A 12687-nucleotide genomic window follows, 5' to 3' on the forward strand; every position below is an offset into this window, starting at 1 on the left:
CTTGCTCCTTAAGTCTTTATGAGCTTATAGATAGAATCATAGTAAGGAGTTTTAAGAATGCAATAGAAATTTAACTAAAAGTATGAATAAATGAGTTGAGGTTGATTTAAGAAATATACAAAGTTAGTTTTTTTGAGGATATTTAAAATTCAGAATTTAAAAAAGATTAAATACAAAAATTAGACATTTTGGAACATAAAAGGAGCATATGGATTTTTTTAGAAAACGAGAGGAAATGCCGAAACCCTGAAAGGGCTTGGCGAGAGTGACGGGACTCGAACCCGCGACCTTCTGCGTGACAGGCAGACGCTCTAACCAACTGAGCTACACCCCCTTATACATAAGAGATAACAATATATATAACAATTCTTCTATTTCTGCAAGAGTAAAATATCTTATTTTATCAAAAAATATACAGCACCTAAACCTCTAAACATTCCTGCTTATTATTATTAATCCAAATTAGTCACTATTAGTTGAAGCCTTGAAAATTATTATAATTTTTAAGGACTTTGTTAAAAAAGAAAAACCTATTGGTTACATTTACATTAACAAAATTTTATTTTATTAATAATTATTAGAGGTTTTATATGACTAAACCATATGTCATTAAATTAACTACTCCTTTTGAGCGTATTAAACTTTATAATCCTATACCCGATATTGCTCTTAGAAGTGCTATTATTATGCAGGCAATAATAGATGCAACTAATACTTCTACCAAGAAAGAGGCAACAAAAGCAGAATATAACGCTAAAAAATGGCTTTTTGAAAATAATGAAAATTTTAATGCTACCTGCTTAGAAATGGGCATTGAGCCTAATTATGTAAGAAAGACTGCTAAAAAACTAATTAAGTCGCAACAAAATAAGGATAAGCGTCCTAAACTCTACGGCTAAAGTTTAAATTAAATTAATTTGTAATAAAACTTGAAATTACTCTAAATATAAATTAATTGTATAGGTGTTACTTAGTAACACCTATACAATTAATTATTTCAGATTATAAAGGTTATTTATGATTATTTCAGTTTCAGCTCAACATATTTCGATCGGTAATAGCTTACAAGAATATTCCAAAGAGAGGGCTACGCAAGTAGTTAAAAAATATTTTACCGATATAATAAATATAGATATACATTTTTCAAAAGAGGGCATTAACTTTAAATGTGATATTATAGTAAAATATGGATCAGGTAAACATAGTATAGTCAAAAGTAATGATAGTTGTAGTGATATATATGTAGCTTTTGATAAAGCTATGTCAAAACTAGAAAAACAGCTTAGAAAATATAAATCAAAATTCAAAAATCATCATGCGGGTAAAGTAAAAATATCAGAAATTGCTTACGAAGGTACCAAATATATTATTAATCCGCAATCTGATAGTGACACCTCTAACTCCGAAGATAATGATAATCCGGCAATTATCGCTGAAAAGCCTGTAGAAATATTAAAATTATCAGTAAAAGAAGCGGTAATGAAAATGGATTTAGAAGATTTACCTGCGGTAGTATTTAAAAATATCAATAATGATCGTATCAATATAGTTTATTATCGTAAAGACGGTAATATTTCTTGGGTAGATTATAATTAATGATTATTATCCCTTATAAAGGAGTTACGCCAAGAATCGATAAAACTGCATATATTGCCGAAAGCAGCTCTTTAATAGGAGATGTTGAAATAGGTAGTAATTCAAGTATTTGGTTTAATACGGTTCTTAGAGGCGACGTTGAATCAATAAAAATAGGAAATAATACTAACGTGCAAGACGGTAGTGTAATTCATACTTCAAGATTTAACGGACCGGTAGAAATAGGCGATAATATAACTATCGGTCATCTCTCTCTTATTCATGCCTGTACAATACATAATAATGCTTTTATCGGTATGAATACTACAATAATGGATTATGCAGTAATAGAAGAATATGCTTTTATTGCAGCAGGAAGCCTAATCCTCCCAAAGAAGATAATTAAATCTAAAGAATTATGGATGGGATTCCCTGCAAAATTTGTTAGATATTTAACTGATCAAGATTTAGAATATATGCAAGATAACGTAAGAAATTATGTAGAACTTGCAAATGTTTATAAGATTTAATGTCATTCCCGCGTAGGCGGGAATCCAGCATAAAGCGAGATAAATCGAGCTTTTAATTTCAAAAATCTGCTGTATTTATACTTTTTTTGGATTCCTGCTTTCGCAGGAATGACATAAGAACCATGCAACAAAGTCGCTAAAGGCAGGAATGACATACTGTACTATAAGAATCCTTAAACGCCTTAACCGTATTTTTAAGTAAAAATGCAATAGTCATCGGTCCGATACCGCCAGGAACAGGAGTAATATATTTTACTTTAGATTTAACATTTTCAAAATCAACATCACCGATAATCTTATTGCCGCTAATTCTATTAATTCCTACATCAATTACTATAGATTCAGGATCAAAATATTCGGTAGTGAATTTTAAAGGTGACCCAATAGCCGCAACAACTATATCGGCTTTAGAAGTGATAGAGCTTAGATTTTGCGATTTGGAATGGCAAATAGTAACACTGCAATCTTCTTTTAACAGTAATGCACTTAAAGGTTTACCTACTATATTCGAGCGTCCAATAATTACAACGTTTTTACCGGTTAAATTAGGTTCGTATTTTTTTATAACTGCAAGACAACCAAGGGCAGTGCAGGGTATAAAACCCTGACTAATCCCGCTATGTAAATAACCGACATTTAAAGGATGAAAACCATCGATATCTTTAGAAGGTGATACTGCTGATAAAATTTTATTTTTATCTATGGAGCTTGGCAAAGGAAGCTGAACTATAATTCCCGAAATCTCGTTATCAAGGTTTAACTCATTGATTTTCGATATTAAATCATCAGTATGAATAGTAGTAGATAGATTTACTAATAAAGTATCAATTCCTATTTTATGTGCATTTTTTATTTTATTTTTTACATAAATAATGCTTGCTGGATTATCGCCTACTAGTACTATAGCAAGCTTTGGTGAAGTGTTGGTTTGACTTTTAAGTTCTTGAATTTCTAGCTTTAAGTCTGCTAGTATCTCATTTGCTAACGCTTTACCGTCAATTATATTATTCACTATTATTTTTGTCTCCATTCAGTTTTAACGTCATTGCGAGGAGCGAAGCGACGTGGCAATCTCATCAAATATCCTGAGATTGCGGACGTACAATTACTACGTAATTTCCTCGCAATGACGATCTCTTTATTTAGTGACTTCCCCCTACTTCCTTTCCCCATACTTAGTGGTAGAATACTCAAAATGTAGAGCCTTGCCGTCAAATACTCTACTATAAGCATGATGAAGGCTACTTGCCGCTTCAGCAAAACCCGTAAGAATCAACTTAAGCTTACCGGCATAATGAGCAATATCGCCAATGGCGTAAATACCTTCTATATTAGTTTGATAATAGGAATTATCTACCTCAATATGGTGAAGCTTAACATTTAAACCCCAATTTGCTAAGCTACCTAAATCTTGTTTTAAACCAAAAAACGGTAGTAATATATTGGCATCTAATTTGCGAGTATTATTTTGTAGATCTTTAACTATAACCGATTGAAGTTCACTATTATTACCATCTAAAGCATTTAATTGATAACCGGTTACTAACTCGATTTTACCGGTTTCTGCAATATGCCTTAATTGCCTTACGCTTTCAGGAGCTGCCGTAAATTTATCTCGCCTATGCACTAAATATATTTTATTTGCAATTTCCGAAAGAGAAATAGCCCAGTCAACAGCCGAATCCCCGCCGCCTGCTATAACTATATTTTTACCTGCAAATTTGCTTTTATCATTAATAAAATAAAAAACCGATTTGCCTTCAAAATCTTCAATATTTGCAAGAGGCGGTTTATTTGGACCGAATGAACCTGCTCCTGCTGCAATAATAATAACTTTGCTTTTAATAAGAGTGTTTTTTGAGGTTTTAATTTCAAAAAAATCATCTTGTTTATTTAGCTCTATAGCTTGCTGATTTAAGTGATATACAGGCTTAAAAGGAGCTGCTTGAAGCTCTAACTGTTTTATTAGCTCTTCTGCAGCAATTTTAGGATATGCCGGTATATCGTAAATAGGCTTTTCAGGGTATAGAGTAATACACTGACCTCCTATGATTTCTTGAGCATCGATAATGTGGCACTTCATCCCAAGCATTCCAGCTTGAAAAACTGCAAATAATCCAACCGGACCGGTGCCTATTATTACAACATCCGTAGTATGTGTCATATGTAATATCCTGAATTTTAAAAAGGATTTTATTGGATATTGAGGAAATAATCAAATAGATATTGATTTAATATGTCCTAACTTAGCCCAGCTAAGAATTTTTTGATCTCTAGTAAGTAGGGTAGCTCCAAGGCATTTTGCTGTTGCTACAATAATTCTGTCAGCCGGATCACCATGAAAATCATCCATAAGAGAAACGCTCTCAGCAGCGACCTCCGGAGAAATATCTTTAATAGATAATCCGTTGATATTTGTTATAGAATTCAGAAAATCTTTTATAGGTTCGTAAACATTAATACGCTTTTTAAAGTTAAGCATAGCTATTTCCCATAATGAAATAGAACTAAGAAATAATTGCGAATTTTCTTGAGCTAAATTGATTTTGTGTTTTATTTGTTCTGATAATTCTTCAGGTTGTAATATTGACCACAATAAAACATGGGTATCTAGTACTAAGCCACTATTAATGTTCTGCATTCCATTTTTCTTCTATTGAATCTAATATATCTGCTTTTATCTCAGCTTTATTTTTTAGCATACCGAATATTGAGGTCTTTTTAGTATTGATAGGCAATATTTGTGCTACTTCCCTATCTCTTTTAGTAATTATAATGGATTCTTTATCGGTTTGTAATTTTTCTATTATCTCAAGACAATGAGACTTAAATTGACTTATTGCTATTTTAGTAGTCATTTTATATACCAGAAAGTAAAAGTATTATCATGTTATAATAGTCAAATAGAATAGTCAATTACATTTTTAATTTATTTGTAAATATATTCTGTGGGAAAAATATCATAAATTCATATTTAAATATGACTATTTCTTAAACTAGCCTTGTAAAATCGTTAAAATTTGTCAAAGATTAATAATAAATATTAATTATTTTTATTAAAATTATGAAAAATAACTTTAAAATTCTACGAAATATTATCGGTTTTATTATCTTAACTATAAGTACAGGAAATAGCTTCGCCTCGTCTGCTAATGCTTTTTTCCTTGTTAGTGCAACGGTTTTACCGTCTTGTATAGTTACTGCTACTCCTTTAGCTTTTGGTACGTATGTTCCGACTGCTGATTCTCTGCAAACAAACACACTTACTATAACTTGTACTTTAGGTACTAATTATACTGTTTCATTAAACGCTGGTACTGCACCTGCCGCTACAACAAGTACTCGCAAAATGACAGGTCTCGTTAACACTACTAGTTATTTACCTTATAATCTTTATTCTAATGCAGCAAGAACTCAAAATTGGGGAAATCAATCAAGCGACTGGGTACCGGGAACAGGTACGGGATTACCTCAAACGCTCACAATATACGGAAAAATACCTCAAGGGGCAAATGTTCCTTCTGATACTTATAACGATACAATTACAGTAACCGTAGCATATTGATATTATGAAAAAATATTTTTTAAGATTTCTACCTATTCTATTTATATTATTTACTTTTAATGTTTTTGCTAGTGCTACTATCGTACCTGTCAATATAGAGATAAGTAAAGATAATAAAATAGCAACTATGACGGTACAAAATAATGATTATACACCTAAAAAGTTTCAGCTACTTCTTTTAAAACGTGTGTATGAAAACGGTACAGAAGAATATAAAGAAACTACGGATTTAGTGGCAACTCCGGTAACATTTACCTTGCATGGCGGTAAAACACAATTGATACGGTTAGCTTTAAAAAATACACAGAATTTTTCTACTAGAGAAAAAGACTATAGAATCATATTAAGAGAATTACCGCGTAGAGTAAAACTAGAGAATAGTGTTACCTCTACGGTAAATCTTGTTGTTCAACATAGTATACCTATAACAATATCAAGGTAATATCAATAGCAAATTATCTTTAACTTTAAATAAATAAGCTAATGTGCTTTTTAAATAAAATAATATCGGTTTTTATAGGTATTATTTTATTTATACCGCTAAGCTTTGCAGATGAAATTATCTCCGAATCTCTTGAAGACAATTTACCTCAAACCACAGCGGACACAAACGTGCATGAGGATAAAAGGACCATTTCCCCAATTACCTCTAGAAGTAGAATTTGAGAATAGCTCTAATGAAGTTGCGGGCGACAACGAATTGATTGTTTCGCTAAAAGTTAATTATACCGAAACCGATATATTCCCGACTATAGTGCAAAACGCTCAAGGTCATTGTTTAATTCCTCTTGAAGATATAGAACATTTTGATGTCCAAGAAGATTATCTTAAACAGGGTCTCGCGAACTATCACGATACTGCATATATTAATTTAGATTTACTTGAGGGTACTAAATATGATCTAAACTTCGAGAATTTAGATTTAAACATTACTTTTCCAGCGGAAAAAATGCAACCTCAATCATTTGATGCTTCAGGTGGTCCTATGCAAAATGTCGATACTAAACTTATCAGCGGTGCATATCTTAATTATGACATAACTCTTAGCCAAAATGATGATATTAATTATTTAGCCGGAGTAGAGGAACTTAATTATTTTACTGAAAACGGCGTATATAGCTATAGTTTTTTATTTCAAACCGAAGCCGTTAAATCAAATTTTTCTAAAGTTAAAAATACTGCAAGAAACCAAAATAAATTTACACGTTTAGAAACAAATTGGACATATGAGAATGTAGATAAAATGACTAATTGGCGGGTAGGGGATAGCATAACTAAAGCATCTTCTTGGTCTAATTCAACTAGATTTGCCGGTATTCAGTATACTACTAATTTTGCGGTTAGACCGAATTTAGTTACTTATCCGTTACTGGTTTTAGAGGGAAATCAGAACTTCCAAGCAGTATAGAGATATTTTCAAATAGTGTACCTATATATAATGCTAAAGCTCACATGGGAGATTTTGACGTAACAAACATTCCGGTTATTACCGGTAGAGGTGACTTAATAGTTAAAACTCAAGATATAACCGGTAAAATTCAAACAATTACCATTCCTTATTATGCCTCACCGAGTTTACTGCACGAAGGGCTTTCAAATTTTTCTTATGAAGCAGGATTTCAAAGACAAGATTTTGCGATATATAGTAATGATTACAAATATTTAGTTCTAAATACCGATTATATGCTTGGTATGAATGATTATTTAACAAGCGGTGGACGTTTTGAATTTTTAAAAAATAATGGAGCAGTAAGGGTAACTAATAACTTAAAAATCGGAAATTTTGGAATTATAGGCATTTCAGCTGCAAGTAATATCAAAAATTTCGGTCGTTCTCAAAGAATTAATTGTGGTTATACTTATGAATCGGAATATTTTGACATTAATAGTAATTTAGATTGGAATAATAGCAATTATCAGGATGTATATAACTATCCCGATAAAACTTTTTCAAGTTTAAATTATCAGATTTCAGCTAGCTGCGGTAATACCGATTTTGGTAATATAAGTGTTAATTTTTTGTCTTTTGTCGTAAATAACACAATACAACAAGGTAAACGTACAAATATAATATCATCGACTTATCAAAGGAATATTACTAAAAAAGGTTTCTTAAGTTTTACTATAGGTACTGATTTAAACAGTAAACGTAAAAATAATTTTGCCTATATGTCATTTAACTTCAATTTAGACGGTAATAAAAGTATTTCATTTACCGATTCGTATCAAAATAAATATCATACGAAGCAACTTGGTATTTCTTCACCGGTTACCTCAAATATGGGATGGGGATATAATGCTAATATAATTAAAGCTAAAGCTACAAACTATAACGTACAGCTTAATCGTAACGGTAAAAATAACGATATTGGAGTTTATCTGCAGAAAAATGATATCGAAACAATGAAACAATTTAATATCAAAGGAGGTATTGTCTCTATTGATAAAAGCTATTATGTGACGAGACCGATTACCGGAGGTCTTGCTTTGATTAAAGTAAATAGTTTAAAAAATGTCGGAGTTTATAATAATAATCTATTAGCCGGCTATACTGATGATAAAGGTAAAATGCTTGTACCAAACGTAACACCCTATGTTCCTTCTGAAATAAGATTAGATGATGAAAATCTACCTCTTAATACCGAGTTTGAGGAAATTGCTTTAAAAGTTGCTCCAAAAACAAAATCAGCAGTATTATTAGATTTCAATGTTAATATAATTAAAAGTGTTGAAATGACTATGTTTGATAGCAATAAACATTTTATTTCGTTCGATAGTACGGTTAATATTGAAGGTTTAGACGAGGAAATATTTGTAGGTTATGACGGTAAGGTTTATATCAATGATATTAAAGACCTTGAAGTATTAAACGGCTCTATTTGTGATGAGAATGAAGAGAATAATAGATGCTGTCATTTTAGCGTGCCGGTTAATAGAGACTTAAACGATCCTGTAATTGATTTAGGCGAAGCAATATGCAAATAAGGACTTTGTTGTTACTCCTGCAAAAGCATTGTTGTAGGGATAGGTTTTTCCGTCATTGCGAGGAAAAATTGAAAATTTTGACGAAGCAATCTCATGCCAAAGTCCTGAGATTGCCACGTTCCTTTCAGTCGCTCGCAATGACGATGATGCTTATTATACCAGGAAATGCTACGGCGTTACTTGCAACATGTAACCCGTCAGTTCCAACCGTAAATTTCGGTACTTTTAATGCAGGGGCAGTGCGAACAACTTCCGTTACTGCTTCAGTTACTTGTAGTGCTTTATTATCGCTGCTTGTTAGCTATACCGTAACTTTTAGTACAGGTTCTGCCGGTATTTATAATCCAAGAAATATGGTTAACGGGGTACGTAAGCTGAATTATAATTTATACAAAGATGCAGCTTTTACTCAAATACTCGGTAACGGTACTAGTAGTACGGTAACATATAGCTACTTACTAGGTCTTGGACCGGTAACAAAAAACTATACCGTATATGCACGCCTGCCGTCACAACCTCTTGCCGCTGCCGGGACGTTTCAAGACACTATTACCGTAACCGTAACCCAATAATAGACTTCTTACCTAACTTGTTTCTAAAGGTAATTTGTACGTCAATCCGATGCTCGAATCCTCACGTACTATAGTGTACGCTGCGGTTCTGCACTTCGTGTTTCCTTCAAATTCCTCTTTATTAACTACGTTATGCAAGAAGTTTAATTAATAATTATATTAATGTTATTGCTATAACTACATTTAATATTTTGTAGTTACTTAGGCTCTGTACATTTTTGATAGAATAATCTTAATTATGGTTATTTTTTGCTGCAAATTATAAGTTTTTTTTGAAATATGAATAACTATTCTTTCAAAAATCTTATTAATTTTCCCTAAAAAATACCTCTTAATTACAATCATTAAGCAAAAGTACACAGCATCAATATTTTAACTTAAATAAAGGGCGAATTTATGAAAAATGAAGAACAACAAAATCAACCAACTCCAAAACATGGTCGAATAGTATTTCCTCTTTACACAATGGGAAAAGTTTGTGTAGATAAGAAGCTAATAAATGAAGAGTGGAAACTTAACGGATTTGAAACAGGGAAAGGAAGTGATGAGCGTTTTGGAGATGATGTCGTAGGGGAACCGCTACCATTAGATGGGCATATTCTCAATGGTGGGCGTACAGATGATACAGATTGGGTAAATGCTACTAATGAAGAAATAAGAGCAGAATTAAAAGATCCAACATTTAATTGGATAAACTTTGCTATACCATTAGAAGGTGAGAAAAAGCTTACAATAGAATGGGATTATACTGCATCACATAAAACTCGCGGTTATATAGTGCAAATGACAAAGGCAGGGTTTACCTTTGAAAATAGACTGAAACACGACGATTTAGAAGAAATTTATAGTGAACTTTCTGATAAGTTCCCTTACTGGGATTATACATTAGCTCCTTCTAAAACGATTGAAGTAGCTTTTCCGGACAGAGACCCAAGATATTATGTTGTAGAAGTTGATTGGATAGTAGCCGACACACCACGTAAATTTGTTTCATCGTTTATTGTTGAATATAAGGATGATGTTTCACCAATAGGTCTTAATACGAATGATGGAGAATGCCTTTAACGTTATTCCTGCGTAGACCGATAAAACCCACTATGTGTCACCCCGTGGCTTGCTAACTAGGTCCATAAAAACAACAAAAAATACTAATAATTTTAGTATTTTTAACTGGATCCCGTGGTCAAGCCACGGAATGCCAGAGGTGAAGTTGTTCCACACAACAACGCCTGCTCGCAATGACGGGGCGGTATCCACGCAACGTTGCCTTACTTCCGCATGATAAGCCTGCCTGTGCCTTAAGAAAGCATAAATAGTAATCAAGAGTGATTTGTGTCAAGTCAAAAATCTAAAAAAAAATAAATATTTATATTGAATAAATTATTATTCTCGTGTCTACTTAGGTGAAGATTCTATACACTGAATATGGTGTCATTTTTTCAAAATAAGCATTATAAATAACGCCTACAACCCCATTAGTACCTATAATGAACACGCTTAAAAAAAATAAATTTCAAATAAGTATAAACAATAACCATAACAATTTACTTACTCCTTTCGGTAAAGCTATTCTGCGAGATCGATATCTTATGAAAGGTGAGGATTTTCAAGATTTATTTGCAAGAGTTTCTAGTTATTATGCCGAAAATAAACAGCATGCTCAGAAGTTATATGAATATATGAGTAAAATGTGGTTTATGCCGGCAACACCAATCTTAAGTAACGGCGGAACGGATAGGGGACTTCCTATTTCATGCTTCTTGAATGAGACTGATGACAGCTTAGACGATATAGTAAATTTATGGACGGAAAATGTTTGGCTTGCTGCACGCGGCGGCGGGATTGGAAGTTATTGGGGTAATGTTCGTTCTATTAATGAAGGGATTCGTGATAAAGGTCATTCATCCGGTATTATACCGTTTATTAAAGTAATGGATTCTATGACTCTTGCTATTTCGCAAGGTTCTATTAGACGAGGTTCATCAGCTGTATATCTGCCTATTAATCACCCTGAAATTGAAGAATTTATTGATATAAGACGTCCGACAGGTGGGGATGTTAACCGAAAAGCTCTTAATATTCATCACGGTATAGCTATAACCGATGAATTTATGAAAGCCGTTGAAAACAATACGGATTTTGACCTTATTAGTCCTGCTACCAAAAAAGTCGTAAATAAAGTTAGAGCAAGAGATTTATGGGTTAAATTATTAACTACTAGAATAGAAACGGGTGAGCCTTATTTGTTGTTTATCGATAGTGTTAATAAATCCATACCTGAGCATCATAAAAAATTAGGGCTTCAAGTTAAAATGTCCAATCTTTGTAGCGAAATTACATTGCCGACGGGAATTGACCATTTAGGAAAGTCAAGAACTGCAGTTTGCTGCCTTTCTTCTTTAAATTTAGAGTATTATGAAGAGTGGAAAGATGATAAAGAATTTATCCATTCTATTATGTTGTTCCTTGATAATGTTTTAGAAGACTTTATTAATAAAGCACCGGATACTATGGCAAGAGCTAAATATTCGGCTTTGCGTGAGCGAAGCGTTGGACTTGGCGTAATGGGATTCCACTCATTTTTGCAAATGAAAAAAGTACCGATAGAATCGGTTATGGCAAAAGTTTGGAATAAAAAAATATTTGAATATATATCTGCTGAAGCTGATAAAGCCTCAATAGAAATCGGTAAAGAAAAAGGAGCATGTCCTGATGCTCTAGATGCAGGAAGTAATGAACGATTTAGCAATAAAACTGCAATAGCCCCCACCGCTTCAATTTCGGTAATAGCAGGTAATGCCTCACCCGGAATAGAACCGTTCGCCGCTAATAGCTTTGTACAAAAGACTTTAACCGGTTCTTTTAACGTGCGTAACAAACATTTAGAAAAGTTATTAGAAGAGAAAGGATTTAATAATGATCAAGTTTGGTCTTCGATTGCAACACATGAAGGATCAGTACAACATTTAACATTTTTATCCGAAGAAGAAAAACAGGTTTTCAAAACCGCTTACGAAATTGATCAGAATTGGCTAATTGAACTGGCAAGCGATCGTACTCCTTACATTACGCAAGCACAATCTTTAAACATCTTTTTACCAGGGAACGTTAGTAAGAAATATTTAAATAATATTCATTTTAAAGCCTGGAAAAAAGGAGTGAAAAGTTTATATTACTGTAGATCGACATCAATACAGCGAGCCGATAAAGTGTCGCATGATGTACTAAAAGCAGATTTTAAAGACTTAGAGAAACAAAACGATAAGTTAGCAGAAGCCGGTAATTACGAAGAATGCTTAGCTTGTCAGTAAGTATAAGTGTTGTTGTATTGATACTAAATCGTCATTGCGAGCGACTAAAAGGAGCGTGGCAATCTCGTCAAATATCCTGAGATTGCTTCGTCAATTATTTCATAATTTCCTCGCAATGACGAAAAACCAAGCCATAAATATAGAAAAAT

At 32.8% G+C, this 12687-nt stretch carries 14 protein-coding genes, 1 tRNA gene and 1 pseudogene; 10 read left to right on the forward strand and 6 right to left on the reverse strand.

The genetic code is table 11. From position 1 onward, the window contains the following. Window positions 1-257: 257 nt before the first annotated feature. Window positions 258-334: transfer RNA gene (locus RF_RS03720), tRNA-Asp, on the reverse strand. A 256-nt stretch (window positions 335-590) separates the two neighbouring features. Here RF_RS03720 and RF_RS03725 point away from each other — a divergent pair. The 3 genes from RF_RS03725 (at window position 591) to RF_RS03735 (ending at window position 2105) form a co-directional block, all read left to right on the forward strand. Next, window positions 591-899: a hypothetical protein gene (locus tag RF_RS03725; protein ID WP_011271026.1), complete on the forward strand. Its 309-nt coding sequence runs from the start codon at window positions 591-593 to the stop codon at window positions 897-899. A 118-nt stretch (window positions 900-1017) separates the two neighbouring features. After that, window positions 1018-1596, forward strand: a complete 579-nt coding sequence (gene hpf, locus RF_RS03730) for a ribosome hibernation-promoting factor, HPF/YfiA family (protein WP_011271027.1) — start codon at window positions 1018-1020, stop codon at window positions 1594-1596. Continuing rightward, the gene (locus RF_RS03735) at window positions 1596-2105 is read left to right on the forward strand and encodes a gamma carbonic anhydrase family protein (RefSeq protein ID WP_011271028.1); all 510 of its coding nucleotides are present in this window, start codon (window positions 1596-1598) and stop codon (window positions 2103-2105) included. Before hpf ends, RF_RS03735 begins: the two co-directional genes overlap by 1 nt. Window positions 2106-2241: 136 nt before the next feature. Here the strand turns inward: RF_RS03735 and folD are convergent, their stop codons facing one another. The 4 genes from folD to RF_RS03755 all read right to left on the reverse strand — a co-directional run bounded on the left by folD (window position 2242) and on the right by RF_RS03755 (window position 4963). Next, a complete protein-coding gene (folD, locus tag RF_RS03740; RefSeq protein WP_039595039.1) occupies window positions 2242-3117 on the reverse strand; it encodes a bifunctional methylenetetrahydrofolate dehydrogenase/methenyltetrahydrofolate cyclohydrolase FolD in 876 nt (291 codons plus the stop codon). Window positions 3118-3261: 144 nt separating this feature from the next. After that, the gene (locus RF_RS03745) at window positions 3262-4269 is read right to left on the reverse strand and encodes an NAD(P)/FAD-dependent oxidoreductase (RefSeq protein WP_011271030.1); all 1008 of its coding nucleotides are present in this window, start codon (window positions 4267-4269) and stop codon (window positions 3262-3264) included. A gap of 51 nt (window positions 4270-4320) precedes the next feature. Then, on the reverse strand, window positions 4321-4746 hold the full coding sequence (locus tag RF_RS03750) for a type II toxin-antitoxin system VapC family toxin (RefSeq protein WP_011271031.1): 426 nt from the start codon (window positions 4744-4746) through the stop codon (window positions 4321-4323). Next, window positions 4733-4963, reverse strand: a complete 231-nt coding sequence (locus RF_RS03755; RefSeq protein ID WP_011271032.1) for a type II toxin-antitoxin system Phd/YefM family antitoxin — start codon at window positions 4961-4963, stop codon at window positions 4733-4735. Before RF_RS03755 ends, RF_RS03750 begins: the two co-directional genes overlap by 14 nt. 206 nt (window positions 4964-5169) lie before the next feature. On the opposite strand from RF_RS03755, the gene RF_RS03760 reads away from it, so the two are divergent. From RF_RS03760 to RF_RS03785, 5 genes are all read left to right on the forward strand, one after another. After that, window positions 5170-5670: a Csu type fimbrial protein gene (locus RF_RS03760; protein ID WP_011271033.1), complete on the forward strand. Its 501-nt coding sequence runs from the start codon at window positions 5170-5172 to the stop codon at window positions 5668-5670. 127 nt (window positions 5671-5797) lie between these two features. Then, on the forward strand, window positions 5798-6112 hold the full coding sequence (locus RF_RS03765) for a fimbria/pilus periplasmic chaperone (RefSeq protein WP_039595038.1): 315 nt from the start codon (window positions 5798-5800) through the stop codon (window positions 6110-6112). A 174-nt stretch (window positions 6113-6286) separates the two neighbouring features. Beyond that, window positions 6287-7078, forward strand: coding sequence for a fimbria/pilus outer membrane usher protein (locus RF_RS11415; protein WP_231564238.1), 792 nt, complete (start codon window positions 6287-6289; stop codon window positions 7076-7078). 44 nt (window positions 7079-7122) lie between these two features. Further along, entirely contained in the window at window positions 7123-8655 is a 1533-nt protein-coding gene (locus tag RF_RS08945) for a fimbria/pilus outer membrane usher protein (protein WP_011271036.1), read from the forward strand. 143 nt (window positions 8656-8798) lie between these two features. After that, window positions 8799-9227: a spore coat protein U domain-containing protein gene (locus tag RF_RS03785; protein WP_318248846.1), complete on the forward strand. Its 429-nt coding sequence runs from the start codon at window positions 8799-8801 to the stop codon at window positions 9225-9227. Between the two features lie 15 nt (window positions 9228-9242). Here RF_RS03785 and RF_RS08950 read toward each other — a convergent pair. Continuing rightward, window positions 9243-9365 (reverse strand): annotated as a pseudogene (locus RF_RS08950) (palindromic element RPE1 domain-containing protein); the annotation flags it as partial. A 258-nt stretch (window positions 9366-9623) separates the two neighbouring features. Here RF_RS08950 and RF_RS10580 point away from each other — a divergent pair. Next, window positions 9624-10292 (forward strand): lytic polysaccharide monooxygenase, encoded by a 669-nt coding sequence (locus tag RF_RS10580; protein ID WP_011271038.1) that lies wholly within the window; start codon window positions 9624-9626, stop codon window positions 10290-10292. Window positions 10293-10714: 422 nt separating this feature from the next. Beyond that, complete coding sequence (locus tag RF_RS03800; protein ID WP_011271039.1) at window positions 10715-12538, forward strand: ribonucleoside-diphosphate reductase subunit alpha; 1824 nt, start codon at window positions 10715-10717, stop codon at window positions 12536-12538. Window positions 12539-12687 lie beyond the last annotated feature (149 nt).

Origin of the sequence: Rickettsia felis URRWXCal2, assembly GCA_000012145.1 — a bacterium.
Taxonomy (GTDB): domain Bacteria; phylum Pseudomonadota; class Alphaproteobacteria; order Rickettsiales; family Rickettsiaceae; genus Rickettsia; species Rickettsia felis.

Excerpts from the sequence above, each read along its gene's own strand:
- RF_RS03725 (WP_011271026.1), top strand. The coding sequence starts at position 591 with ATGACTAAACCATATGTCATTAAATTAACTACTCCTTTTGAGCGTATT.
- hpf (WP_011271027.1), top strand. The coding sequence starts at position 1,018 with ATGATTATTTCAGTTTCAGCTCAACATATTTCGATCGGTAATAGCTTA.
- RF_RS03735 (WP_011271028.1), top strand. The coding sequence starts at position 1,596 with ATGATTATTATCCCTTATAAAGGAGTTACGCCAAGAATCGATAAAACT.
- RF_RS03745 (WP_011271030.1), bottom strand. The coding sequence starts at position 4,269 with ATGACACATACTACGGATGTTGTAATAATAGGCACCGGTCCGGTTGGA.
- RF_RS03750 (WP_011271031.1), bottom strand. The coding sequence starts at position 4,746 with ATGCAGAACATTAATAGTGGCTTAGTACTAGATACCCATGTTTTATTG.
- RF_RS03755 (WP_011271032.1), bottom strand. The coding sequence starts at position 4,963 with ATGACTACTAAAATAGCAATAAGTCAATTTAAGTCTCATTGTCTTGAG.
- RF_RS03760 (WP_011271033.1), top strand. The coding sequence starts at position 5,170 with ATGAAAAATAACTTTAAAATTCTACGAAATATTATCGGTTTTATTATC.
- RF_RS03765 (WP_039595038.1), top strand. The coding sequence starts at position 5,798 with ATGACGGTACAAAATAATGATTATACACCTAAAAAGTTTCAGCTACTT.
- RF_RS11415 (WP_231564238.1), top strand. The coding sequence starts at position 6,287 with ATGAGGATAAAAGGACCATTTCCCCAATTACCTCTAGAAGTAGAATTT.
- RF_RS08945 (WP_011271036.1), top strand. The coding sequence starts at position 7,123 with ATGGGAGATTTTGACGTAACAAACATTCCGGTTATTACCGGTAGAGGT.
- RF_RS03785 (WP_318248846.1), top strand. The coding sequence starts at position 8,799 with ATGATGCTTATTATACCAGGAAATGCTACGGCGTTACTTGCAACATGT.
- RF_RS10580 (WP_011271038.1), top strand. The coding sequence starts at position 9,624 with ATGAAAAATGAAGAACAACAAAATCAACCAACTCCAAAACATGGTCGA.
- RF_RS03800 (WP_011271039.1), top strand. The coding sequence starts at position 10,715 with ATGAACACGCTTAAAAAAAATAAATTTCAAATAAGTATAAACAATAAC.